The organism is Sphingomonas sp. Root710 (assembly GCF_001429065.1).
In the GTDB taxonomy this organism is placed as follows: Bacteria; Pseudomonadota; Alphaproteobacteria; order Sphingomonadales; family Sphingomonadaceae; genus Rhizorhabdus.
This window is the reverse complement of record NZ_LMIB01000002.1, coordinates 1-24,961: the sequence shown is the minus strand read 5'-3', so window position 1 is coordinate 24,961 and position 24,961 is coordinate 1. Positions and strand designations below refer to the sequence as shown.

Genomic DNA, 24,961 nt, shown 5'->3' with positions numbered 1-24,961 from the left:
GATGGGGAAGAGGTGCTCAGCCCTTCTTCGACTTGTCCTTCGCGCCCTTGTTCGCCTCGGCGCTCTTCTCCGCTTTTTTCTCTCCGCCGCCATTGGCGATGCGGACCGAAAGGAGATTGTTGAGCTTGGCGCGGAAATTGGCGAGGTCGCGGCCCGTGAGCTGCTGGACCGTGGTGAACTTCATCGACGCAGGATTGATCGCCTGGCCGTTGCGGAAGACCTCATAATGGAGGTGGGGGCCGGTCGAGAGGCCGGTCGAGCCGACATAGCCGATGAGCTGGCCCTGGCGGACATGCTCGCCCGGGCGGGCGATGATCCGGCTCATATGCGCATAGCCGGTCGAGATGCCGCCGCTATGGTTGAGACGGACATAATTGCCATGACCGCCGTGACGGCCGGCGAAGCTGACGATGCCATCGGTCGCCGCGACGATCGGGGCGCCCATCGGCGCGCCGAAGTCCATGCCCTGATGCATGCGTGAGAAGCCGAGGATCGGGTGGCGGCGCAGGCCGAAGCTGGAGGTGAGGCGGCCGAGCACCGGCTGGCGCATCACGCCCTTTGTCTCGCCCACGCCTGATGCCTCATACCATTGGTCGCGACCGCCGTTCGTCCATTTGAGCATCTGGGTCTTCTTGCCGCCCTGGGTGATCCCGGCGAACAACAGGCTGCCGATCTTCACCTCGCCGGTTTCGGCCCGGGCATGCTCGACGATCGCATCGAAGCGCGCGTCGGATCCAATGCTGCGCATAGATAATTTTTGCGAGACCGCCTTGATGAAAGCTTCGATCGCGCCGCCCGGCACCCCCGCGTTGCGCGCCGATTGATAGAGGCTCGATCCGACCCGACCCTGGATGCGCAGCGGGGTATTGTCCACCGCGATCGGGATGCGCTTCAGGCGAAGCTGCCCATCGACGCGCTGCACGGAGAGCTTGAGATCGAAGCGCGCCCGGAAATCGAGGGTTTCGAGCGGGCGGGGATCGGTCTTCACCGCGCGGCGGCCGAGGACCATATCCATATGCGTTCCAGCATTGAGGTCGCTCAGCGGCACCGCATCCGAAACCAGCGAGGAGACGTGGCTCGCTTCGTCGCGCGACACACCGGCGCGCTCGAGCACGCGGGCGAAGCCGTCGCCCTGCCCGATCGTCGCCGACAGTTCGACGCGCGGCCGTTCGGGCGTGTCGGTCAGCGGCTCGACTGCGCTGGTGCTGGCCACGCGATGACCGGTGTCGCCGCCCAGGCCGAGCGGCGCGATCGCCAGCGCGCGGGCCTGCTCATATTGGCTCGGCGCCATTGATGTTTCGGATGGGAAACGGACCGGTTTGAAGCTGGGAGCCATCATGCCTGCAGCTGTGCAGAGTGCGAGGCAGGTGAAGAGGCCCTGGAACCATTCGCGCGATCCGATGCGCGCGCCGAGATCGACGACGAGATCCGCGCCAGCAAGGCGATCCACCGCGCCGCCGATCGGGCTGGCGACGAGGCTGAAGCGGCTGGGCTTGACGACCGTCAGTGCGCGCGCGCCGCCACCGGCGTACGCCTGATCACCATATCCCTGGCTGCCGGATTGGAACAAAGCCCCCCGCCCCTTCACTCAAAAAATGCTATCTACTTGCCCTGGCGAGACATTTTCTACTGGGGCATGATTCAGTCTGCCTCAGCATGGTTAAAGTCAAACTAATGCAACGGTTCGTCGCACGGTTATGCGACGAACCGAGTCTTTTTCTCCGTGAGTCGAGTCGAGTCAGTTTCGCACTTGCGTTCGTAACATCTCGGACCAATGTTCTGCCGATGTCCAGTTTCGCCACGCAGCCGGTCGTCGCCGTGCTGGGGCCGACCAACACCGGCAAGACCCATCTCGCGATCGAGCGGATGTGCGGCCATTCGAGCGGCATGATCGGCTTTCCGCTGCGCCTGCTGGCCCGCGAGGTCTATGACCGCGTCGTCGCGATCAAGGGCAAGGAGCGGGTCGCGCTGATCACCGGCGAAGAGAAACTGCTCCCGCCGCACGCCCAATATTATCTGACCACCGCCGAATCGATGCCGCTCGATCGGGAGTTCGCCTTCGTCGCGCTCGACGAGGCGCAGCTCGGTACCGACCCCGAACGCGGTCATGTCTTCACCGACCGGCTGCTGCGCGCGCGCGGCCGCGAGGAAACGATGATCCTGGGGTCGGAGGCCCTGCGTCCGATGGTCCGCGCGCTGGTGCCCAAGGCGGAGATCATCGGCCGCCCGCGCTTCTCGACGCTGACCTATGCCGGGGCGACCAAATTGTCGCGCTTGCCGCCGCGGTCGGTGATCGTCGCCTTCTCGGCCGAGGAGGTTTACGCCGTCGCGGAGATGCTGCGCCGCCTGCGCGGTGGCGCGGCGGTGGTGATGGGGGCCTTGTCCCCCCGCACCCGCAACGCCCAGGTCGCGATGTTCCAGGCAGGCGAGGTCGACTATCTGGTCGCCACCGATGCGATCGGCATGGGCCTGAACATGGACGTGAACCATGTCGCCTTCGCCTCGCTGCGCAAATTCGACGGGCGGCGTTCGCGCCGTCTTACCATTTCCGAAATGGCACAGATCGCAGGCCGCGCCGGTCGACACCAGCGTGACGGCACCTTCGGCACGCTCGCGCTCGAAGGGAATAGCGGCGCACGATTCGAGGATGAGGAAGTCGATGCGATCGAAGCGCATGTCTTTCCGTCGATCGACCATCTCTACTGGCGCGAGGGCCAACCGTCGCTCGCCAGCCTCGATGCGCTGATCGGCGACCTCGAGCGCCGCCCGGACCGGCAAGTGCTGCGCGCAGCCCCGCAAGCGATCGACCTCGCCGTCCTCAAGCGGCTGGCCGAGGAGGATTGGGTGCGCAACCGCGCCCGCGCGAAACCGGTGATCGCACGGCTTTGGGCGGCGTGCGGTCTGCCCGATTTCCGCAAGACCGGCGCTGAACCGCACAGTCGCCTCGTCTCCCGCGTGTTCCGCCATCTCAGCGAGGGGGAGGGCCATCTGCCGGTGAGCTGGTTCGCCGACGAACTGGCCCGTCTTGACAGTGTCCAGGGCGATGTCGAAACGCTCGCCGACCGGATCGCCGGGGTCCGCACCTGGGCCTATATCGCCCATCGCGAGGGCTGGCTGGCGGACGCCGACACCTGGGCGGAGCGGACGCGCAACCTCGAGGAAAAGCTCTCCGATGCGCTTCATCAGCGGCTGACCCAGCGCTTCGTCGACCGAAGGACCTCGGTGCTGATGCGCGACCTTGGGGCGAAGGGCGGCGAGCTGGCGCTCCCGGTCAAGGTCGACGAGGATGGCATCGTCACAGTCGATGGAGAGCCGATCGGGCGGCTGATCGGCTTCCGGTTCAAGCCCGACCATCTTGCCCGTCATGGCGACATGAAGCGGCTGATGGCGGCGGCGGAGCGGCGGCTGGGGACCGAGCTGGCGTCTCGCGCGCGACAGCTGGCCGCAGATGAGGACAGCCATTTCACGCTGGCGACCGACATGGGACGGCCGGTCGCGATCTTCTGGCGCGGCGACGTCGTCGCCCGGCTGGAGAAGGGCCGGACACTGCTCACGCCACGCATCCGGCTGCACCGCGCGCTCGACACGCTGGGCCCCGCCGACCGTAGCGGCGTCGAGGAACGTCTTGCCGCCTGGCTCGAGGCGCGAATCCAGCGCGAGCTCAAGCCGCTCGCCCGCTATTTCGAGGCCGCGCGCGACCCCGCCTGCCCCGCATCGCTGCGCGCGCTCCTGTCCCCGCTGGCCGAAGCGGGCGGGGTGATATCGCGGGCTGCGGTCGCCTCCGCGATCGACCATCTCGACCGCGACGGCCGGTCCCGGGCGGAACGGCTAGACGTCAAGATCGGCACGCTAGATGTCCATTCGCCGACGTTGCTCAAGCCGGAACCGACCCGCTGGCGGCTGGCGCTGTTCGCCGCCGCCGAAGGCCAGATGATGCCCGAACTGCCCGTCCCCGGCGCGGTTTCTATGGCGACCCCGCCCGACGCCGCCACCTGCGAGGCGATGGTCCGGGCGGGCTTTCGTGCGCTGGGCGCGCAGATGCTCCGCGTCGATCTGGTCGAACGGCTGGCGCGTCTCGCCCATGACGCGCGCAGCGGCCGCGCACCCTTTACGCCCGACCCGGGCATGGCGACCTCGCTGGGCCTCCGCCATGCCAGCTTCGCGCAACTGATGCTCGCGCTCGGCTTCCGCGCCGCGGCGCCGGGAGAAGCCGAGGCCTGGATATGGAAGGGGAAACGCGAACCGCGCAAGGAAGCCGTACGCCGCCCCGGCAACGCCTTCGGCGCCCTCGCCGATCTCTATCCGGGCAGCGTGGCGGGCAATGCGGCTCGATAAATTCTTGTGGTTCGTACGGCTGACCAAGTCGCGCGCGCTTGCCCAGGAAATCGCCGCCGGGGGCCATATGCGGATCGACGGCCGGACGATCGGTCGCGCCCATGCCAATGTCGCGCCAGGCAATGTGCTGAGCTTTCCATTGCACGGCCGGGTGCGCGTGATTCGGATCGCGGCGCTCCCCACGCGGCGCGGTCCCGCGCCCGAAGCCCGCGCCTGCTATCAGGACCTCTCCCCGCCCCCTGTTGACGGCGGGCTGGCAGCGACCTAACGGGGGCCCGTTCGCGCCCTGAGGAGCTGTAATGACCTACGTCGTCACCGATGCCTGCATCAAGTGCAAGTATATGGACTGTGTCGAGGTGTGCCCGGTCGATTGCTTCTATGAAGGCGACAACATGCTCGTCATCAACCCCAGCGAGTGCATCGACTGCGGCGTGTGCGAGCCCGAATGCCCCGCCGAGGCGATTCTTCCCGACACCGAGTCCGGCCTGGAACAATGGCTCGAGCTCAACACGACCTTCTCGGCGCAATGGCCGAACATCACCCGCAAGCGCGAAGCCCCGGCGGATGCCGACGACTGGAAGGGTGTCGACGGGAAATATGACAAATATTTCTCTCCGGAGCCCGGCCAGGGCGACTGACGCCGCGCCTTTCGCACGAAATCACTGGCACCAATCCGGCATATCGAAGGCGAAATGCCGGAGATGCTGGCTTTTCGCTTACCATTGTGTTACAAGATTCGTATTCGGGCGCGTCTCAAGACGCTCGCAATAAGGAACCTGTGATCCGCCGTGTCAGGATTGCCGTCGATCGCCAAGGGGAGGGCGGATCAGGCGGGGCCTTTCCGGCATCCCTAAGAAAGGTCTGCTAAATGGCTGCCAAGGCGCTGAGCTTCGTCGTCGGCGATTATGTCGTTTATCCCAAGCATGGTGTCGGCCGCGTGGTCGAACTGCAAAGCCAGGAAATTGCTGGAGCCAAACTCGAACTTTATGTCCTTCGCTTCGAAAAGGAGCGGATGACGCTGCGCGTCCCCACCAACAAGGCGGAAGCCGTCGGCATGCGCAAGCTGTCGTCGAGCGTGACCATGGGCGAAGCGCTCACCACGCTGAAGGGCAAGCCCAAGATCAAGCGCACCATGTGGTCGCGCCGTGCGCAGGAATATGAAGCGAAGATCAATTCGGGCGACCTGGTGTCGATCTCCGAAGTGGTCCGCGATCTGTTCCGCGCCGACGATCAGCCCGAGCAGAGCTATTCGGAGCGCCAGATCTTCGAAGCGGCGACCAGCCGCCTGGCCCGCGAACTCGCCGCGATGGAAGCGGTCGACGAGCCCACCGCGCAAGAGAAGATCCTCGAGATCCTCCGCAAGGCGGCTGCGATCCACAACAAATAATCCTGCGCCTTCGGGCCGGATGAAAAGAGGCGGTCCTGCGGGGCCGCCTTTTTTTGTTTGCGTTGGGGCTGCGCTATCCGCTTTGCTGGAACCGGATAAATCTGTATTGCTCCTATAATACAGAAGGAAAAGGATAGCCGATGCGCGCCGGAATCGCCGCTCTGTTCGCCCTCCCCCTGATCGCCGCGGCGCTGCCCGCGCAGGCGGCCACCCGCAGCATACCCGTCCCCAATTTCGTCAAGCTGCGCGTCGAAGGGCCCTATACCGTGCGCGTCCATACCGGCGCGAAGGTCTCGGTTCATGCCAGCGGCCCGCAATCGCGGCTCGACAAGCTGACCGCCGAATCGCGCGGCAACACCCTGGTCCTCTCGACCGACAAAAGCTGGAGCTGGCGCGGACTCAGCTGGGGCAAGGCCGACGCCGTCATCATCGACATCACCGTGCCGATGCTCGAAGGCGCCGAACTGACCGGATCGGGCGATGTCGCGATCGACCGGATCAGGACCGGCGACTTCGCCGCGCTGCTCACCGGATCGGGCAACCTCGCCGTCATCGAACTCGAATCGAGCCGCCTCAAGGCGACCGTGACCGGATCGGGCAACCTGTTGCTGGCCGGCAAGGCCGGGCGCGCCGATATGGCGGTTACCGGATCGGGCGACCTGCGCAGCGCGGGTCTCTCCGTCAACCTGCTCACCGCGACGGTGATGGGATCGGGAGACATCACCGTCGGATCGACCCGCGTCGCCCGCGCCAAGGTCATGGGATCGGGCGACATCCGTATCGCCGGTCGGCCCAATTGCACCAGCAGCAAGATGGGATCGGGCGAGATACGGTGCGGCGGATAATCCCCTAGATCAGCCCCAGCGTCGCCAGTTCCGCATGTAATCCAGCGGGTATTCGTCCCTCGGCGTCTGCGCCCGGATCGATATCGCGCGGTGCGTCCGCCGTCGTGAGGTAGCGCCAGCCCTGATGCGCGCGGCGCGGGCGCGGTTCGACCTCGATCAGCACCGGCGCCAGCACGATCGCGCAGCGCCCGCCCTCGATATCCTCGAACCCGAGCAGCGGCTGACGCAGGCCGAAGCGGTGCTGCGATATCCAGTAGAGCGACCCGCCGACCAGCTCATCGGCGCGCTTAGGCTTGTAGCGTGTCGACAGCAGGAGATTCTCGCCCCGGTCGATCCGCGACTGCAATCGCGCACGCAGATCGTCGAAGCTATCGCAGCCATAGGCGATCTTGGTGAGGTGAAGCTCGCTCATGCCGACCATATTGGCATGAGCCGCTGTCGGATCAACCGTGGAGCCCCCAAAGCGCGGCAAGGCCCAGGAAGGAGAAGAAGCCCATGACGTCCGTCGCGGTGGTCACGAACACCGCCGAGGATACCGCTGGGTCGGCCCCCGCCTTGTCGAGTCCGACTGGCACCAGAATTCCTGCCAGCCCGGCGACGATGTTATTGATCACCATCGCCATACAGATGACGATGCCGAGGTCGGCCTTGCCATAGAGCAACGTCACCGCGACGCCGATCAGCGCGCCGAGACACAGGCCGTTGATGATCGCGATGCGGAATTCGCGGAAAATCATGCGTTGGGTGTTCGATGAGGTCAGCTGATTGAGCGCGAGCGCCCGAACCGCCACCGCCATCGTCTGGGTGCCGGCGTTGCCGCCCATCCCCGACACGATCGGCATCAGCACCGCCAGCACGACCAGCTGTGCGATCGTGTTCTGGAAAAGCCCGACCACCGACGCGGCGAGAACCGCGGTCCCCAGGTTCACGATCAGCCAGGACAGCCGCACCTTGACCGTCTCGAACACCGGCTCGTTGATGTCGCCGTCGCCCGCGCCCGACAGCTTCAGGATGTCCTCGCCGGCCTCTTCCTGGATGATGTGGACGATGTCGTCGACGGTGATCATGCCCACCAGCCGCCCCGCCGGATCGGTGACCGCGGCGGAGATCAGCGCATATTTCTGGAAGCGCAGCGCGACTTCCTCCTGGTCCATGTCGACCGGGATCAGCGTCTGTTCGCGCTGCATCACGTCGCTGATCGAAATCTTGCGGGGCGTGCGCATCACCCAGCTGAGCTTGCAGGTGCCGATCGGGTGATGCTGGGCGTTGACGACGAATATCTCCCAGAAATCGGTGGTGAGATCCTCGTTGCGGCGCAGATAGTCGAGCACATCGCCGACGGTCCAATGTTCGGGCACCGCGATCAGGTCGCGCTGCATCATGCGGCCGGCGGATTCTTCGGGGTAGGACAGCGCTTCCTCGATCGCGGCGCGATCGTCGGGCTCCATCGCGCGCAGCACGGCGCGTTGGTCTTCCTCCTCCAGCTCCTCGATGATCGCGACGGCGTCATCGGTGTCGAGCTGGGTGGCGATCTCGGCCACCTGATGCGGCTCGAGCGCGTCGATCAGTTCGTCGCGCACCCATTCGTTCATCTCGGCGAGCACGTCGGCGTCGAGCAGCTCGGCGATCGCGGCGGCGATCGGCTGGCGCATGTCCTGGGGCGCGAGCTCGAACAGGTCGGCGATGTCGGCTGGGTGGAGCGGACGGACCAGATCGCGCGCGCCTTCGGCGTCGCCTTCCTCGACACAGGCGATCACCGCATCGACGAAGCTCGACTTCAGGCGGTCATCTTCGTCGTGAAGCGTTTCGGCGGGCGCGGCTTCGGGGATTTCGATCTCGGTTTCGCTCATGCCGTCCCCCGGATTTTGCGCCGCGTACAGGGCAGGCTCTAGGGTCCCTGCACGATAACCGCAATGGCGGCATTGCGCCTATTCGGCGATGATCACCTCGTCGGACCTGGCGGCAGGCCGTTCGTTTCCCAGCAGGATGGCGAGTGGCACCACCGCCAGCATTACCCACATCATCAGCCAGTAATCGTCGATATAAGCGATCATCATCGCCTGACGCGTCACCTCGGCATTAGCCATCGCCGCCAGCCTTTCGGCCAGATCGGTTCCGCCCATCATCTGCGAGAGCAAGAACGGTGCATTTGCCGATCCGACATGCGCCCCGATCTCGGCATGATTGACCTGGATGTTATGGGCGAGAATCGCGGTAAAGACGGCGATCATCACGGAAGAGCCGGTGTTGCGCGCAAGATTGTACAGCGCTGCGGCATCGGTCCGCAGCGCGACCGGCGCATGCGCGACGGCGACGAAATTGAGCACCGTCGCCGCAAGTCCGGTGCCGAGCCCTTGGGCCAGTCCTGCCCAGATGATCAGGTGACTGTCCATGTTCAACTCGATCCGGGTATGCAACCACATCGAGAAGATCGTGAAGCAAAGGCCGAGAACAACCTGCAGGCGCGCGCCGAAATGCCTGAACAACCGTCCGCCGAGGATGATGCCGACCGTCATCGCCAGACCGCGCGGCAGGCTCAAAAGCCCGGCGAGGGTTGCCGGATATCCCATCAATGTCTGCAGGAGCGACGGTAGAAGCGCGGTGGCCGCGATCATCACCGGCATCACCGTCGTCGTCATGACGAGCGCGGCCGAGAAGCTGCGGTCACGGAACAATGCCAGCGAAAAGATCGGCTCACGCGCATTGAACAGGTGGAACAACAGCATCCAGAATGCCGAGACACTGATCCCGCATTCGATCAATATCTCGGTGGAATCGAACCAGTCGAGCTGGCTGCCGCGATCCAGCGCCAGCTGCATCGAACACAGCGCCACCACGATGAGCGCATAACCGAGATGATCGAATTTGCGCCGCACCGCCGGAAAAGCCGGCAGGGTCGCGAAGATGCCGAGCGCGGCGACGAGGCCGATCGGCACGTTGATGAAGAAGACCCAGCGCCAGTCGAACGTTTCAGTCAGATAGCCGCCGAGCACCGGCCCGGCCAGCGGACCGACCATCACGCCTACGCCCCAGATCGTCATCGCGCGCACCTGCTGCGACGGCGCATTCATATCGTAGAGGAAGGATTGTGACATCGGCATCAGGAAGGCGCCGAAGAAACCCTGCACCAGCCGCGCGGCCACCATCATCGGCAGCGAAACCGCGAAACCGCAGACCGCCGAGCTGATCGTGAAGCCGATGATGCAGATACCGAACAATCGTGCGCGGCCGACCCGGCCTGACAGCCATCCGGTCAGCGGAATGCCGACGGACGTCGCCAGGATATAGGACGTCAATACCCAGTTGATCGTTTCCGGCGTCGCACCCAGCGCCGCCTGCATGTGCGGCAGGGCAACGGTTGCGATGGTCTGGTCGAGCACGACCAGGATCGTCGCGGCCATCACCAGTGCGGTCGCTATGGCCTTGGGCACCGGTGCCACATGGACCGCCGCCATATCCTGTCCTTGCGCGATCGTCGCCACATTGCGGCTCTAGTCCCCATGCCCCGCTCTCGCAATGGCCCTGATGGAGGCCCGATGGCCGCGTCGGCGCAATCATTGCTCGCATCGCCCGTCATCTGCCGATAGGGACGGCCCCAGATTCGCATTGCCGAGAAGGAGACGATGATGGCCGATCCCGAAAATACGCTGATCATGACGCTGGAAGGCGGCGACGTCGTCATCGCGCTGCGCCCAGACCTGGCCCCCGGCCATGTCGACCAGATCAAGTCGCTCGCCCGCGAGGGTTTCTATGACGGCGTCGTGTTCCACCGCGTCATTCCCGGCTTCATGGCGCAGGGCGGCGACCCGACCGGCACCGGCATGGGCGGTTCGGACAAGCCGAACCTGAAGGCCGAGTTCAGCCGCGAGCCGCATGTCCGCGGCGTCTGCTCGATGGCGCGCAGCCAGAACCCGAACAGCGCGAACAGCCAGTTCTTCATCTGCTTCGACGACGCGCGCTTCCTCGATGGCCAATACACCGTCTGGGGTGTGGTCGAATCGGGCATGGAGCATGTCGACGCCCTTCCCAAGGGCGAGCCGCCGCGCGAGCCGGGCAAGATCGTCAAGGCGAAGATCGCCGCCGACGCGTAAAGCGATCCGGCTGAAACGAGCGGTTCCGGCCTCCGCTCCCACCCGGCCGGGTGGGGGTGCGGGCGGCACCGCTCGTTTCAGCGGAGGCTGAAACCGTTAAGACCCCGAAAACGTACCGAACAGCCAGTCGTGGAAGATCCGCACCGCGCGCGTGGTCAGCGCCGGGCGGCGGCAGGCGAACCAATAGCCATAAGGGCTGTCGACCGTCTCATCGAACAGGTTTGTGAGCCGCTCGTCGCGGGCATCCTCAAGATGGCTGCGCAGCATGAAGGCCGCGCCCAGCCCTTGCGCCGCCGCGTCGAGCATCAGCTGGCCCGAATCGAACACATCGACCGCCGCCGGCTCCAGATCGGGATGGCCCAGCGCCTCGCGCCACACCGTGAACAGTTCGGACATGTCGCGGTGGAGGAAGATGGTGAGCCGGCCTAGGTCCTCAACCCGGCTGACCGGAAAACGGCCGGTCAGCAGCGAACGGCTGACGATGGCGACCGCCGTGTCACGATCGATCCGCCGCGAATAGAGGCTCGAATCGATCTCGCGCGCCAGCACGATCGCGGCGTCGACGCCCTCGCCCAGCCGGGCGAGTGCGTGGCTTCCGGTATCGATGTCGATATGGAGTTCGGGATGCCGCTGGCGCAACTCGGGCAAACGGCCCATCAGCCGCTGCGAAGCGAAGAGCGGCATGACCCCCAGCCGCAACCGGACAAGTTCGCTGTCGCCCGAGGTCGAGTCGATCGCGAGGGTCAGCGCATCGAGCGCGGGCGCGATCCGCGACAACAGCAGTTCGCCATCGCTGGACAACATCATCGATTGGTGGCGCCGCTCGAAAAGATTGCGGCCCATGAAGCGTTCGAGCGCCTGAACCCGGCGGCTCAGTGCGGGAGAAGACAAGGCCAGTTCTTCGGCGGCAGCCTTCACCGAGCCCAGGCGCGCCACCTGGACGAAGGCCTCGATGGCGGTCAGAGGCGGCAATCTGCGCATGCCGGCATATCATCAGACCAGAGCGCTCGTTGCAATGCAAAATATGAGTAAACTGCAACCGCAGCAGCTGTTGAAACGAAAAACCGCAGAATCTCTCCCATTTTATATTGCAAAAAATGCATTCGTTTGCCCAACTTCCGCATTTGCCTATCACGATGCCGCAGTGCAAAAAGATCGGGCCTTTCAGGCATCCTCTCCTAAAACTTTACGGCCGGTCCTTCGGGATCGGCCTTTTTTTTGCGATGAGGCAACCCGACGCGGTTCGAACGGTTAGGGCCTCGTGCTATCGCTTCCGTAACGGGTGCCGCTTGCCTTTGGCCGCGTCATTTGCGAACGAAGAGCCCAAGACCATAAGCCCGACAGGAACATCATGGGTGATTTCTCGGCCGAACAGGCGCTCGATAGCGGCGCGCAGGCCCGTAGCTCGGCTTCCCGCGCGATAAACCCTTTCGCGTTGTTCTTCCGGGAGTTTCTGCGCCACCCGGTCATGATCGGCTCGGTCATCCCGTCATCGAAGCGCACAATCGAAGCGATGCTGTCACGCGTCGACTGGGCGAATACGAAGCTGTTCGTCGAATATGGCCCCGGGGTAGGCACCTTCTGCGGCACCATCCTCGAACGCCTCGCTCCCGACGCTACACTCCTGGTGATCGACACCAACCCGGTGTTCATCGACTTTCTGCGCCGCAAATTTGCCGACACGCGCTTCGTCGCGGTCCATGGCTCGGCTGCCGACGTCAACGAGATCATCGCCGCCCAGGGTTTCAGCCGCGCCGACTATGTCCTGTCCGGCCTTCCCTTCTCCACCCTGCCCCATGGGGTCGGCCCTGCGATTGCGGACGCGACTCACCGGGTGTTACGCCCCGGCGGTGCTTTCCTGATCTATCAATATTCGCCTTATGTGTTGCGGCTCGTCGAGCCGCTGTTCGCGCGGATAGAGCGCGATCTTGAATGGTGGAATATCCCGCCATGCGGCCTGTTCTGGGCCTTCAAGGCCGAGGAGGAGGCCGAAGGCTGAATCGTCGGCCGGGCCCATTTTCCTTTACATTCCCGCCTGCGCCTGTTAGCCGCGCCCTCTTTCCGGATTCCTGTAATAGCGGAGCGTTTCATGGCGCGCGTCACCGTCGAAGATTGCGTCGACAAGATTCCCAACCGGTTCGACCTGGTGCTGATGGCGGCGCAGCGCGCCCGTCAGATCTCGGGCGGCGCCGAACTGACCCTCGATCGCGACCGCGATAAAAACCCCGTCGTCGCTCTGCGCGAGATTGCGGAAGAGACGGTTACGCCGACCGATCTGCACGAGGCGCTGGTCTCGACGCTGCAGCGCGTTCGCGTCGACGACGACGACGCCCCCGATGAGATCGGTTCGCTGGCCGCTTCGGCCGAGGCGCTCCGCCTCACCGCCGCCGCGCCGCCGCGCAACCAAAATATCGGCGGCGATTACGAATAAGCCGTCGCAGGCCTGAACATCGGCGGCTCGCCTCCCCGGAGGCGGGCCGTTTTCGTTTCGGCCTTCGTCGAATGATCCGGATGTGGCAATAATGCCACGAATTCCGCCTTTTGCCTGTTGCATCCATCGCAGAGACGCCCCCACATAAGGGGGTGCTGAGACAATATGAACTGGTCGATCGGGTACTGAACTACGATCCGGACGCCGATGAGGCGCTCCTCAACCGCGCCTATGTGTTTTCGATGCAGGCGCATGGCAGCCAGAAGCGCGCCAGTGGCGACCCTTATTTCAGCCATCCGATCGAAGTGGCCGGCATCCTGACCGACCTCCAGCTCGACGACGAGACGATCGCGACCGCGATCCTCCACGATACGATCGAGGACACCGTCGCTACTCCCGAGCAGATCGAAAAGACCTTCGGCCCTTCGGTCGCGCGGCTCGTGGACGGCGTGACCAAGCTGTCGAAGATCGAGGCGCAGACCGAGAACGAACGCGCCGCGGAGAATCTGCGCAAATTCCTGCTCGCCATGTCGAGCGACATCCGCGTGCTGCTCGTCAAGCTGGCCGACCGGCTGCACAATATGCGCACGCTCCACCATATCGCCTCGGAACAGAAGCGCCGCCGCATCGCCCGCGAGACGATGGACATCTACGCGCCGCTCGCCGAGCGGATCGGCATGTACGAGTTCATGCGCGAGATGCAGACGCTCGCCTTCCAGCAGCTCGAACCCGATGCCTATGCGTCGATCAACAAGCGGCTTCATCAATTACACGAAGGCGGCGGCGACATCATCTCGCGGATCAGCTCGGGCCTGCGGCTCCAACTCAGCCGCGCCGGGATCAAGGCCGAGATCCAGGGCCGCGAGAAGCATCCCTATTCGATCTGGAAGAAGATGGCCGAACGGCACATCAGCTTCGAGCAGCTTTCGGACGTGATGGCCTTCCGGGTGATCGTGAAGGACATCGATGATTGCTACAAGGCGCTCGGCGTGCTCCACCGCCGCTGGCCGATGGTGCCGGGCCGGTTCAAGGATTATATCTCCACCCCCAAGCGCAACGGCTATCGCTCGCTCCATACATCGGTCATCCATTCGGAAAAGATGCGCATCGAGGTGCAGATCCGCACCGAAGAGATGCACGCCCAGGCCGAATATGGCCTCGCCGCGCATTGGGCCTACAAGCAGGGCACCCGCGCCGATGGCGACACCGCCAACGGCAACGGCAACGGCAGTCACAGCTGGATTCGCGATCTGGTCGACATCCTCGAACATGCCGGCAATCCGGAAGAGCTGCTCGAGCATACCAAGATGGCGATGTACCAGGATCGCATCTTCGCCTTCAGCCCGACCGGCGAGCTGATCCAGTTGCCCAAGGGATCGACCGCGATCGACTTCGCCTATGCGGTGCACACAGATGTCGGCGACACGACGGTCGGCGCAAAGGTCAACGGCCGGGTGGTGCCGCTGCGCACCCCGATCGAAAATGGCGACCAGGTGCAGATCCTGCGATCCAAGGCGCAGGAACCCCAGGTCGAATGGCTCACCTTCGCCCTGACCGGCAAGGCGCGCTCCTCGATCCGGCGCTTCGTGCGTCAGAAGGAGCGCGAGGAGACGATCGCGCTCGGCCGCAAATTCTATGACGAGATCGTCAAGCGCATCCCCGCCGAACTGGGTAAGGAAGCGCTGCCCGAAGCGCTCAAGCGGCTCAAGCTGCCCGATGAGGAAGCGCTGATGGAGGCGATCGCCCGCAAGCTGGTCGACGACGCGACGGTGATGGACGCGCTGATGCCGGGCAGCGCGGAAAAGGCCGGGGTGAAACGCCGCGAAACCGGCCAGCGCGAGGCGATATCGATGAAGGGGCTGACCCCCGGGGTCGCCTTTCAGCTGGCCAATTGCTGCAACCCGGTGCCGGGCGACCGCATCATCGGCGTCCGCCGTCCCGACGAACCGGTCGAGGTCCACACCATCGATTGCCGCAAGCTCGCCGATACCCAGGATGCCGACTGGGTCGACCTCGCCTGGGGCGACGGATCGGATGGCGGCACCGCCCGGTTGACGGTCATTGTCAAGAACGAGCCCGGCGCGCTGGGCGTGATGTCAGGAATATTGGGCGCGCATCAGGCGAACATCGTCAATCTGTCGCTGTCGCACCGCGACGCCGCCTTCCACACCTATGACGTCACGATCGAGGTCCACGACGTCCAGCATCTGATGAAGATCATTGCGGCGCTGCGCGCGGCGGACGCCGTCTCGCAGGCCGAGCGGACACCTGCAGGCTAAACCGCCTCAGATTTCGTAGATATACTCGCCATCGAGTTCGGCCTGGGTCGCGACGCGGCCCTGAAGCCGCGCGTTGAGCCCGCGGATCGTGCGGCTGCCGGTGCGTTTGTGCAGCGACGGCACCAGGGCATGGACGAAGCAGGCGAGCCCGCCGGCGACCATCTTCACCCCAACGGTACTCGCGACGCGGAAATGCTCCCAATAGCCCTCCCCGACCGACCGGGGATGCGCGAGGAAGAAGCGGTCTAGCATGCGAGTCTCCCTGAGGCTGAGACGAGGCAGCATAGCCAGGGAACGGGGGGAACGCACTGCTGTTCGCCCGCACACCGTCATCCTGAAACAAGTTCAGGATCGGGAGGAATTTGCTTACTCGGCAGCCAGAACCTCAGCCGTGCTGTTGATCGAGCCTGTGAGGCCCAGCTTGTCGAAAAGGCGGCTGTCGGCGTCGCTGCCCTGGTTGCCCGTGGTCAGCAGCCGGTCCCCGGTGAAGATCGAATTGGCCCCCGCCAGAAAGCACAGCGCCTGCGTCGCATCGCTCATGCTCTCGCGGCCCGCCGACAGGCGGACCACCGAGCCCGGCATCGTGATCCGCGCGACCGCCACCGTGCGGACAAACTCGATATCGTCTATCCGCGCCTCGGGAAGGCCCTCCAGCATGTCGCCCAGCGGCGTGCCCTTCACCGGCACCAGCGCGTTGATCGGCACGCTGCCGGGATGCTCGGGCAAGGTCGCGAGCGCATGAATGAAGCCGATCCGGTCGGCCCGGTCCTCGCCCATCCCCACGATGCCGCCGCAGCACACGTTGATCCCCGCCTTGCGGACCCGCTCGAGCGTCTCCAGCCGGTCGTCGAAAGTCCGCGTCGTGACGACCTTGTCATAATAGTCCCGCGAGCTGTCGATATTGTGGTTGTAATAATCTAGCCCGGCTTCGGCGAGGCGGTCGGTCTGCTCGTCGCTGAGCATCCCCAGCGTCATGCAGGTCTCCAGGCCCATCGCCTTCACGCCCTCGACCATCGACACGATCGCATCCATGTCGCGGTCCTTGGGGGACCGCCACGCCGCACCCATGCAGAAGCGCTCCGACCCGCTCGCCTTCGCCTGGCGCGCCGCCTCAAGCACCTCCTCGACCTGCATCAGCTTGGTCGCCTTCAGGTCTGTGTCGTTCCCCGCCGCCTGGCTGCAATAGCCACAATTCTCCGCGCAGCCTCCGGTCTTGATCGACAGCAGCGTCGATAGCTGCACCGCATTCGGATCGTGATAGGCCCGGTGCACCCCCTGCGCCCGCCAAAGCAGGTCGTTGAACGGCAGCTCGAACAGTCCCCGGATTTCGGCGGTGGTCCAGTCGGTGCGGATCGTCATGCCATCAGTCCTTCGTGCCGGGCGGATCGGTCGCGCCTTATACCGATAGCGCCGGACTTGGGAAGCACGCCGCCCATCCGGCCGGCGTCGATGTCATGCGATAATTCGGCTCAGCACAGCGCGATAACGCTCTGCAATCGCATCACGGTCCCGGTGCCGCCCCGCGCTCACCAGCTTTTCGCCGCGCCGCCAGACGCAGTCGATCGCCCGCCCGCCACCCGCGAAGACATAGCCGTCGACGATCGCATCGGTGTCGCGGCCTGCGAAGCTCGGGTGGCGCAGGTCGAGGCTGACGATATCCGCCGCCGCACCGATCGTGAGCCCCGCCGTGACACCGAGCGCCGCCGCGCCGCCCGCCATCGCCGCGGCATGGATATCCGCACCGGTCGACCGCTCCGCACCGCGCGCCAGGACATTACGCTCCCGCCGCGCTAGACGCTGGCCATATTCGAGCAGGCGTAGCTCCTCTGCGCTGTCGATCAGCACATTGGAATCACTGCCGACGCCATAGCGCCCGCCCGCATCGATAAAGACTTCGGCCGGGAACAGCCCATCCCCCAGATTGGCCTCGGTGATCGGGCACAGCCCGGCGACCGCGCCGCTGCGCGCCATCGCCCTCGCCTCGTCATCGGTCATATGGGTGGCATGGACGAAGCACCAGCGGCCATCGACATCGGCATGATCGAGCAGCCACGCGACCGGCCGCTGCCCACTCCAGGCGATGCAATCCTCCACCTCCTTCACCTGTTCGGCGATGTGGATATGGACGAGCCGCCCGGTGGCCAGTTGCTCCAACTGGCGTAATTGCTCGGGCGATACCGCGCGCAGACTGTGGGGCGCGACGCCGACAACAGCATCGGGCAGAGACGCCGCCACGCGGTCGGCGCCTTCCAGCAGCCGCGCATAGCCATCGATATCCAGAATGAAGCGCGCCTGATCGGGGCGCGGCGGCAGGGCGCCAAAACCCGCATGGGCGTAGAAGACCGGCAGCAGCGTCAGCGCGATGCCGCTCCCTGCCGCCGCCGCGACGATCGCGTCGCTCATCCGGGCGATATCGGCGAAGCGGGCTCCGCCCCGGTCATGGTGGAGATAGTGGAACTCGCCGACCCGGGTGAAACCGCCCTCGAGCATTTCGACATAGGCGAGCGCGGCGATCGCCTCGACATCGTCGGGAGTCATGCGATCGACGAAGCGGTACATTATGTCGCGCCAGGTCCAGAAGCTGTCGCCCGCCGGTCCGCGCCGCTCCGCCAGCCCCGCCATGCCGCGCTGGAAAGCATGGCTGTGGAGATTGGGCAGGCCGGGCAGGCCACAAGCATGGCGCTCCTCGCCCGGCCGCGACTCGGTGCCGGTCTCGATCGCGGCAACCAGACCACTTTCGAGCGTCAGCCGCGCATCCCGCGCCCACCCGCCAGGCAGCAGCAGATGTTCAAAAAACAGCGACGCTGCCTGCCCTCTGGTGCCAGATGTCATGCCATGCTCCCGATCCGATCATTTTGTCTATACATTATCTCCGATTGATGCAATCATGATGATCTCAGGCGGAGAATGGCATGGCCCCACGATGCGACACATTATGGCGAAACGCGCGGATCGCCACCATGGCGGGGCCATCGGGGCTGGGCATCGTCGATGGCGGCGTGATCGCCGCGCGTGACGGCGTCATCCTGCATGCCGGGCCCGAAGCCGAGGCGCCTGCCTTCGATGCCGCGACCAGCATCGACTGTGAAGGCCGCTGGATTACCCCCGGGCTGATCGACTGCCACACCCACCTCGTCCATGCCGGCAACCGCGCGCATGAGTTCGAACGGCGGCTGCAAGGCGCATCCTATGAAGAGATCGCCCGGGCAGGCGGCGGCATCGTCTCGACGATGAAGGCAACCCGCGCGGCGAACGAGGATGATCTGGTCGCAAGCGCGCTGCCCCGGCTCGATGCGCTGATCGCCGAGGGCGCGACCACGGTCGAGGTCAAATCGGGCTATGGGCTGACCACCGCCGACGAGATCAAGATGCTCGGCGCGGCCCGCAGGCTGGAAGAGAAGCGGCGGGTGCGGATCAGCACGACCCTCCTCGGGGCGCACGCCCTGCCGCCCGAATATACCGGCGATGCCGAGAGATATATCGATCTGGTCTGCCGCGAGATGATCCCGGCGGTCGCCGAAGCGGGACTCGCCGACGCGGTCGACGCCTTTTGCGAAGGGATCGGCTTCACCGCGGCACAGACCCAGCGTGTGTTCGACGCGGCGAAGGCGGCGGGCCTACCGGTCAAGCTCCATGCCGAGCAGCTGTCTAACCTGAATGGGGCGGCGCTGGCGGCGCGCGCGGGCGCACTGTCCGCCGATCACCTCGAATATCTCAACGCGGCGGGGGTCGCCGCGATGGCCGAGGCGGGCACCGTCGCGACCCTGCTGCCGGGGGCCTATTATTTCATGCGCGAGACCCAATTGCCGCCGATCGCCGAACTGCGCGCGGCAGGCGTGCCGATTGCGCTGGCGACCGACTGCAATCCCGGTACATCGCCACTCACCTCGCTGCTCCTCGTGATGAACATGGGCGCGACGCTGTTCCGCCTCACCGTTGACGAATGCCTTGCCGCCGTCACCCGCAACGCGGCCCGCGCGCTCGGCCTGCTCGGGCAGACCGGGACGATCGAGGCAGGCAAGAGCTGCGACCTCGCCGTCTGGGACATCGAGCGCCCGGCGGAGCTCGTCTACCGCATCGGTTTCAACCCCCTCCATGCCCGCATCTGGAAAGGCCTATGAGCGACATCATTCTCAAGCCCGGCGCCGTATCGCTCGACCAGTGGCGCGCCATCTATCGCGGCGCGGCGCCGAGCCTCGATCGCGCCTGTGCGCCGCTGATCGCCGAGAGCGCGGCGGCGGTCGGCCGCATCCTGGAACGGCACGAGCCGGTCTATGGGATCAACACCGGCTTCGGGAAGCTCGCGAGCGTCAAGATCGGCGACGACGATCTCGCCACGCTCCAGCGCAACATCGTGCTAAGCCATGCCGCAGGCACCGGTGCGCCCTCCCCCGCCCCGGTCGTCCGGCTGATGATGGCGCTCAAGCTCGCCAGCCTCGCGCAGGGCGCGTCGGGGGTGAAGCCCGAGACGATCGCGCTGATTGAGGCGATGCTGCTCGCCGGGCTGACCCCCGTGGTGCCCGCGCAGGGATCGGTCGGCGCGAGCGGCGATCTTGCTCCGCTCGCGCATATGGCGGCAGCAATGATCGGCGTCGGCCATATCGAGATTGGCGGGCAGATTCTCACCGCACAGGGCGCGCTCGCCCGCGCCGGGCTCAGCCCGTTGACGCTCGGCCCCAAGGAAGGGCTGGCGCTCCTCAACGGCACTCAGTTCTCGACCGCCAACGCGCTCGCCGGCCTGTTCGAGACCGAAGTCTTGTTCCAGTCGGCGCTGATCACCGGCGCGCTGTCGACCGAGGCCGCCAAAGGATCGGACACCCCATTCGATCCGCGCATCCATGCGCTGCGCCGCCAGCCAGGACAGATCGAGACCGCCGATGCGCTGCGCCGCCTGATGGCGGGCTCGGCGATCCGCGCGAGCCATCTCGACAATGACGCCCGCGTGCAGGATCCCTATTGCCTGCGCTGCCAGCCCCAGGTGATGGGCGCCGCGCTCGACATTCTCGTCAACGCCGCCGCGACGCTGGGCACCGAAGCCAATGGCGTGTCGGACAATCCCCTGATCTTCGCCGACACCGACGAGGCGCTGTCGGGCGGCAATTTCCACGCCGAGCCGGTCGCCTTCGCGGCCGACATCGTCGCCCTCGCCATCTGCGAGATCGGATCGATCGCCGAACGGCGGATCGCGATGCTGGTCGATCCCGCCCTGTCTGGCCTGCCCGCCTTCCTGACTCCGCAGCCCGGTCTCAATTCGGGCTTCATGATCCCCCAGGTGACCGCGGCGGCGCTCGTCTCTGAAAACAAGCAGCGTGCCACGCCATGCAGCGTCGATTCGATCCCGACCTCCGCCAATCAGGAGGACCATGTATCGATGGCCGCGCATGGCGCGCGGCGGCTGCTCGATATGGCCGCGAACGCCAGCGCGGTCATCGGCATCGAGCTGCTCGCCGCCGCGCAGGGCTGCGACTTCCACGCCCCGCTGACGTCGAGCCGGCCGCTCGAAGCCGCCCGTGCGCGGCTGCGGCGCGACGTGCCGATGCTCGACCATGACCGCCTTTTCCACCCGGATATGGAAGCGGCCAATGCGATCGTCCGCTCGAGCGAGCTGATCGCCGCCGCCGATATCGCTTTGCCGGGGCTCGCATGACCGGCGACTGGCTCGAAATCCATCGCGGTGATGCGCCGCTGGTGATCGGTTTTCCGCACACCGGGACCGATATCCCGGCCGGCATCGACGACGGCTTCGTCTCGCCCTGGCTGGCACGCAAGGACGCCGACTGGTGGATCGACCGCCTCTATGCCTTCGCCGCCGGGCTCGGCGCGACGACGGTGCGAACCCGCATCTCTCGCAGCGTGATCGACGTGAACCGCGATCCATCGGGCGCGTCGCTGTATCCCGGCCAGGCGACGACCGAACTCTGCCCGACCACCACTTTCGACGGGGAACCGCTCTATCGCGCCGCGACACCGGACGCCGCGGAGATCGAACGGCGGCGCGCGACATGGTTCGCCCCCTATCATGCCGCGCTCGACGCCGAGCTTGCTCGGCTGCGCGCCGCGCATGGCCGGGTGGTGCTCTATGACGCACATTCGATCCTGAGCCATGTGCCGCGTCTGTTCGAGGGCGAACTGCCGCAGTTCAACATCGGCACCAATGGCGGCGCGACCTGCGATCCGGCACTGGCCTCGGCAGTGGCTGGCATCTGCGCCGCAAGCGGGCAGGGCTATGTCGTCGACGGGCGCTTCCGCGGCGGATGGACCACCCGCCATTACGGCCGGCCCGGCGACGGCATCCACGCGATCCAGATGGAGCTGGCGATGCGCGGCTATCTCGACGAGCCCGCCACGCCCGCCGAGCACAACTGGCCGCCCGGCTTCGACCCGGCCCGCGCCGCGGAAATCACCCCGATCCTCACCGACATCCTTACGGCGTGCATCGCCTTCGCCCATCAGAAAGCCTGAACCATGACCCGCATCGACAACAGCCGCATCGTCAAGCCCGCGACCGGGACCACGCTCAGCGCGAAGAGCTGGCTCACCGAGGCCCCGCTGCGCATGTTGATGAACAACCTCCATCCCGACGTCGCCGAACGTCCCGAGGAGCTGGTCGTCTATGGCGGCATCGGCCGCGCCGCGCGCGACTGGGAAAGCTATGACAAGATCGTCGAGACGCTGAAGCGGCTCGAGGAGGACCAGACCCTGCTCGTCCAGTCGGGTAAGCCGGTCGGCGTGTTCCGCACCCATCGTGATGCGCCCCGCGTATTGATCGCCAACAGCAACCTCGTGCCGCATTGGGCGACCTGGGAGCATTTCAACGAGCTCGATAAGCGCGGCCTGGCCATGTACGGCCAGATGACCGCCGGATCATGGATCTACATCGGCACCCAGGGCATCGTTCAGGGCACCTACGAGACATTCGTCGAGATGGGCCGCCAGCATCATGGCGGGAGTCTCGCCGGCAAATGGCTGCTGACCGCCGGTCTGGGCGGCATGGGCGGTGCGCAGCCGCTTGCGAGCGTGATGGCAGGGGCGTCCTGCCTCGCGATCGAATGTCAGCCGAGCCGCATCGATATGCGCCTGCGCACCGGATATCTCGACGTCGCAGCACCGACGATCGAGGAGGCGATGGCGATCATCGAGCGGAGCTGCGCCGATCGGAAACCTGTATCGGTCGGTCTGCTCGGCAACGCGGCGGAACTGCTGCCCGAGATGTACCGGCGCGGCATCCGCCCCGATCTGCTGACCGACCAGACCAGCGCGCATGATCCGGTCAACGGCTATCTGCCGATCGGCTGGACCGTGGCGGAATGGATCGAGCGCCGCGAGCGCGAGCCCGAGGCGGTCGCGAAGGCCGCCAAGGCGTCGATGGCGGTCCATGTCCGCGCGATGCTCGATTTCCAGGCGGCGGGGGTGCCGACCACCGACTATGGCAATAATATCCGTCAGGTCGCGAAGGATGAGGGCGTCGAAAATGCCTTCGATTTCCCCGGCTTCGTCCCCGCCTATATCCGCCCGTTGTTTTGCCGGGGTATCGGCCCGTTCCGCTGGGCGGCGCTGTCCGGCGATCCCGAGGATATCTACAAGACCGATGCCAAGGTGAAGGAACTGCTCCCCGACAACGCGCATCTCCACAACTGGCTCGATATGGCGCGTGAGAAGATCCACTTCCAGGGCCTGCCCGCGCGGATCTGCTGGGTCGGCCTGGGCGACCGCCATCGGCTCGGCCTCGCCTTCAACGAGATGGTGGCGAGGGGCGAGCTCAAGGCTCCAGTCGTCATCGGCCGCGACCATCTCGACAGCGGTTCGGTCGCCTCCCCCAACCGCGAGACCGAGGCGATGATGGACGGGTCCGACGCGGTAAGCGACTGGCCGCTGCTCAACGCGCTGCTCAACACCGCGTCGGGGGCGACCTGGGTTTCGCTCCATCATGGCGGCGGCGTCGGCATGGGTTTTTCGCAGCATAGCGGCATGGTGATCGTCGCCGATGGCACTCCCGAGGCCGCCGCCCGGCTCGAGCGCGTGCTGTGGAACGATCCCGCCACCGGGGTCATGCGCCACGCCGATGCGGGCTACGATATCGCTCGCGACTGTGCTCGCGACAAGGGCCTCGACCTGCCGGCGATATTGGGGTGAGCATCGTCCGGACTATCCGGCATCGCGACTGTGCCGAGGTGCCGTGGAAGAATGGCGGCGGGACGACGCGCGGGATCGCGGCCTTTCCGCCGGGCGCGACGATCGACGACTTCCTGTGGCGGATCAGCATGGCGCGGGTGGCGGCGGACGGGCCTTTCTCCCGCTTCGACGGCATCGATCGGGTGCTGACCGTGATCGAGGGCGTCCTCGAATTGCGATCCGCCGATGGCGTGACGATCCTCGATAGCGCCAGCCCGCCCTTCGGATTCAACGGCGAAGCGGCGATCGCCGGCCGCCCGCGCGGCGGCGCGGCCATCGACCTGAATGTCATGGTCCGGCGAGGTTCGTATCAGGCGAAGGTTGTCCGGATGGGCGCGGGCGACATCGCCGTGCCCCGGGGAACGAGCTTCCTCTGCGCGCTGGCGCCGCAACGGATCGCAGATGCGACGCTCGCGCTCTGGGATTGCGCCGAGATCGCCGCCGACGTAACGGCGACGGCAGAAGCACTGCATATAGACATGACCATCGATCGATGAAGAGCACGCCCCGCGCAGACCGCCGGAACAAGACCTCCCAAACGGCCCCCCGGCCGGGCTCGCTCGACCAGCGCATCCGCGCTGACATCATCGACAAAATCACCTCCGGCGCATGGCGGCCCGGGCACAAGATCCCCACAGAGCGCGAGCTGACCGAGGCCTATGGCTGCGCGCGGATGACGGTCAGCAAGGCGATCGCCTCGCTGGTCCTCGCCGGCTATATCGAGCGCAACAAGAAAGCGGGCTCGTTCGTCTGTCAGCCGCCGCTGGAAACCGCGGCCTTCGACATCCCCGACCTCGCCCAGTTGATCCGCGCGCGCGGCGATCTCTATGCCTTCGACCTGAAGACACGCGACATAGCGGCGGACGCCGATGGCGCGCTCAACCTCGACGGCGCAAAAGGCGAACTGCTCCGCATCGACGGCGTCCACATGGCCAACGGCGTGCCGTTCGCCATCGAGCACCGGATCATCAGCCTCGCCGTAGCGCCTGAGGCGCGCAGCGCCGATTTCGCGGCGGAAGCGCCCGGAACCTGGCTGACTGGCCATATCCCCTGGTCGAGCGCGCGTCATCGCATCAGCGCCCGCGCCGCAGGCCCCGACGCCGCATGGCTCGATCTCGACAAGACCACCGCCTGCCTGTGCGTCGAACGCTGGACTTGGCATGCGGGCGTGCCGGTGACCTATGTGAAGAACCTCTTCCCCGGCCACCGCTACGACCTAATCGCGGAATTCTCGCCGAAGTAGCGCAATCCAAATGGCCGTAAACGCGCAAAGCCCGCCTGATAAGGCGGGCTTTGCGCGTGCGATGTTATGTGCTTGGTTATTTGGTTGCGGGGACAGGATTTGAACCTGTGACCTTCAGGTTATGAGCCTGACGAGCTACCGGGCTGCTCCACCCCGCGATGAGATTGTTGCCTCAGGC

23 protein-coding genes and 1 tRNA gene are annotated in these 24,961 nt (G+C 65.7%); 15 read left to right on the top strand and 9 right to left on the bottom strand.

All coding sequences use genetic code 11. The features are described 5' to 3' along the window. Positions 1-16: 16 nt before the first annotated feature. Positions 17-1,570 carry a M23 family metallopeptidase gene (locus ASE00_RS08885; RefSeq protein WP_056379515.1) on the bottom strand — a complete coding sequence of 518 codons (1,554 nt, stop codon included), beginning with the start codon at positions 1,568-1,570 and terminating at the stop codon, positions 17-19. A 215-nt stretch (positions 1,571-1,785) separates the two neighbouring features. Between ASE00_RS08885 and ASE00_RS08880 the strand changes: the two genes are divergently transcribed. The 5 genes from ASE00_RS08880 to ASE00_RS08860 all read left to right on the top strand — a co-directional run bounded on the left by ASE00_RS08880 (position 1,786) and on the right by ASE00_RS08860 (position 6,567). After that, a complete protein-coding gene (locus tag ASE00_RS08880) occupies positions 1,786-4,335 on the top strand; it encodes a helicase-related protein (RefSeq protein WP_056379514.1) in 2,550 nt (849 codons plus the stop codon). Beyond that, positions 4,322-4,603: an RNA-binding S4 domain-containing protein gene (locus ASE00_RS08875; protein ID WP_056379512.1), complete on the top strand. Its 282-nt coding sequence runs from the start codon at positions 4,322-4,324 to the stop codon at positions 4,601-4,603. Before ASE00_RS08880 ends, ASE00_RS08875 begins: the two co-directional genes overlap by 14 nt. A 31-nt stretch (positions 4,604-4,634) precedes the next feature. Further along, on the top strand, positions 4,635-4,973 hold the full coding sequence (gene fdxA / locus ASE00_RS08870) for a ferredoxin FdxA (protein WP_056379510.1): 339 nt from the start codon (positions 4,635-4,637) through the stop codon (positions 4,971-4,973). A gap of 230 nt (positions 4,974-5,203) precedes the next feature. Continuing rightward, positions 5,204-5,722 carry a CarD family transcriptional regulator gene (locus ASE00_RS08865; RefSeq protein ID WP_056379508.1) on the top strand — a complete coding sequence of 173 codons (519 nt, stop codon included), beginning with the start codon at positions 5,204-5,206 and terminating at the stop codon, positions 5,720-5,722. A gap of 140 nt (positions 5,723-5,862) precedes the next feature. Further along, a complete protein-coding gene (locus ASE00_RS08860; protein WP_056379506.1) occupies positions 5,863-6,567 on the top strand; it encodes a head GIN domain-containing protein in 705 nt (234 codons plus the stop codon). A 4-nt stretch (positions 6,568-6,571) separates the two neighbouring features. On the opposite strand, the gene ASE00_RS08855 is transcribed toward ASE00_RS08860, so the two are convergent. From ASE00_RS08855 to ASE00_RS08845, 3 genes are all read right to left on the bottom strand, one after another. Beyond that, on the bottom strand, positions 6,572-6,988 hold the full coding sequence (locus ASE00_RS08855) for a DUF1489 family protein (protein ID WP_056379504.1): 417 nt from the start codon (positions 6,986-6,988) through the stop codon (positions 6,572-6,574). Between the two features lie 22 nt (positions 6,989-7,010). After that, on the bottom strand, positions 7,011-8,417 hold the full coding sequence (gene mgtE, locus ASE00_RS08850; RefSeq protein WP_056379503.1) for a magnesium transporter: 1,407 nt from the start codon (positions 8,415-8,417) through the stop codon (positions 7,011-7,013). A 78-nt stretch (positions 8,418-8,495) separates the two neighbouring features. After that, positions 8,496-10,049, bottom strand: coding sequence for a DHA2 family efflux MFS transporter permease subunit (locus ASE00_RS08845; RefSeq protein ID WP_235538603.1), 1,554 nt, complete (start codon positions 10,047-10,049; stop codon positions 8,496-8,498). Between the two features lie 144 nt (positions 10,050-10,193). On the opposite strand from ASE00_RS08845, the gene ASE00_RS08840 reads away from it, so the two are divergent. After that, entirely contained in the window at positions 10,194-10,658 is a 465-nt protein-coding gene (locus ASE00_RS08840) for a peptidylprolyl isomerase (RefSeq protein WP_056379543.1), read from the top strand. 96 nt (positions 10,659-10,754) lie between these two features. On the opposite strand, the gene ASE00_RS08835 is transcribed toward ASE00_RS08840, so the two are convergent. After that, the gene (locus tag ASE00_RS08835; protein WP_056379501.1) at positions 10,755-11,639 is read right to left on the bottom strand and encodes a LysR substrate-binding domain-containing protein; all 885 of its coding nucleotides are present in this window, start codon (positions 11,637-11,639) and stop codon (positions 10,755-10,757) included. A gap of 370 nt (positions 11,640-12,009) precedes the next feature. On the opposite strand from ASE00_RS08835, the gene ASE00_RS08830 reads away from it, so the two are divergent. The 3 genes from ASE00_RS08830 (at position 12,010) to ASE00_RS08820 (ending at position 15,368) form a co-directional block, all read left to right on the top strand. Continuing rightward, positions 12,010-12,657, top strand: coding sequence for a class I SAM-dependent methyltransferase (locus ASE00_RS08830; RefSeq protein ID WP_056379499.1), 648 nt, complete (start codon positions 12,010-12,012; stop codon positions 12,655-12,657). A 90-nt stretch (positions 12,658-12,747) separates the two neighbouring features. Further along, a complete protein-coding gene (gene rpoZ / locus ASE00_RS08825; protein WP_056379497.1) occupies positions 12,748-13,089 on the top strand; it encodes a DNA-directed RNA polymerase subunit omega in 342 nt (113 codons plus the stop codon). Positions 13,090-13,241: 152 nt separating this feature from the next. Then, positions 13,242-15,368, top strand: a complete 2,127-nt coding sequence (locus tag ASE00_RS08820) for a RelA/SpoT family protein (protein WP_056379495.1) — start codon at positions 13,242-13,244, stop codon at positions 15,366-15,368. A gap of 6 nt (positions 15,369-15,374) precedes the next feature. On the opposite strand, the gene ASE00_RS08815 is transcribed toward ASE00_RS08820, so the two are convergent. The 3 genes from ASE00_RS08815 to ASE00_RS08805 all read right to left on the bottom strand — a co-directional run bounded on the left by ASE00_RS08815 (position 15,375) and on the right by ASE00_RS08805 (position 18,200). Next, a complete protein-coding gene (locus ASE00_RS08815; protein WP_056379493.1) occupies positions 15,375-15,620 on the bottom strand; it encodes a DUF6356 family protein in 246 nt (81 codons plus the stop codon). 114 nt (positions 15,621-15,734) lie between these two features. Further along, positions 15,735-16,727: a biotin synthase BioB gene (gene bioB, locus ASE00_RS08810; RefSeq protein ID WP_056379491.1), complete on the bottom strand. Its 993-nt coding sequence runs from the start codon at positions 16,725-16,727 to the stop codon at positions 15,735-15,737. Positions 16,728-16,820: 93 nt separating this feature from the next. After that, positions 16,821-18,200: a formimidoylglutamate deiminase gene (locus tag ASE00_RS08805; protein ID WP_056379489.1), complete on the bottom strand. Its 1,380-nt coding sequence runs from the start codon at positions 18,198-18,200 to the stop codon at positions 16,821-16,823. 80 nt (positions 18,201-18,280) lie between these two features. Between ASE00_RS08805 and hutI the strand changes: the two genes are divergently transcribed. The 6 genes from hutI to ASE00_RS08775 are packed head-to-tail and all read left to right on the top strand — an operon-like array spanning position 18,281 to position 24,783. Next, positions 18,281-19,489, top strand: a complete 1,209-nt coding sequence (gene hutI, locus ASE00_RS08800) for an imidazolonepropionase (RefSeq protein ID WP_056379488.1) — start codon at positions 18,281-18,283, stop codon at positions 19,487-19,489. After that, positions 19,486-21,015: a histidine ammonia-lyase gene (gene hutH, locus ASE00_RS08795; RefSeq protein ID WP_056379486.1), complete on the top strand. Its 1,530-nt coding sequence runs from the start codon at positions 19,486-19,488 to the stop codon at positions 21,013-21,015. The genes hutI and hutH overlap by 4 nt, the downstream gene beginning before the upstream one ends. Beyond that, positions 21,012-21,830 carry an N-formylglutamate deformylase gene (gene hutG / locus ASE00_RS08790; RefSeq protein ID WP_056379485.1) on the top strand — a complete coding sequence of 273 codons (819 nt, stop codon included), beginning with the start codon at positions 21,012-21,014 and terminating at the stop codon, positions 21,828-21,830. The genes hutH and hutG overlap by 4 nt, the downstream gene beginning before the upstream one ends. Positions 21,831-21,833: 3 nt before the next feature. Next, positions 21,834-23,501 carry a urocanate hydratase gene (gene hutU / locus ASE00_RS08785; protein WP_056379482.1) on the top strand — a complete coding sequence of 556 codons (1,668 nt, stop codon included), beginning with the start codon at positions 21,834-21,836 and terminating at the stop codon, positions 23,499-23,501. Then, positions 23,498-24,037 carry a HutD family protein gene (locus ASE00_RS08780; protein ID WP_056379480.1) on the top strand — a complete coding sequence of 180 codons (540 nt, stop codon included), beginning with the start codon at positions 23,498-23,500 and terminating at the stop codon, positions 24,035-24,037. The genes hutU and ASE00_RS08780 overlap by 4 nt, the downstream gene beginning before the upstream one ends. Then, positions 24,034-24,783 carry a UTRA domain-containing protein gene (locus tag ASE00_RS08775; protein ID WP_056379478.1) on the top strand — a complete coding sequence of 250 codons (750 nt, stop codon included), beginning with the start codon at positions 24,034-24,036 and terminating at the stop codon, positions 24,781-24,783. The genes ASE00_RS08780 and ASE00_RS08775 overlap by 4 nt, the downstream gene beginning before the upstream one ends. An 81-nt stretch (positions 24,784-24,864) precedes the next feature. Here the strand turns inward: ASE00_RS08775 and ASE00_RS08770 are convergent. Then, positions 24,865-24,941: transfer RNA gene (locus tag ASE00_RS08770), tRNA-Met, on the bottom strand. Positions 24,942-24,961: the final 20 nt, after the last annotated feature.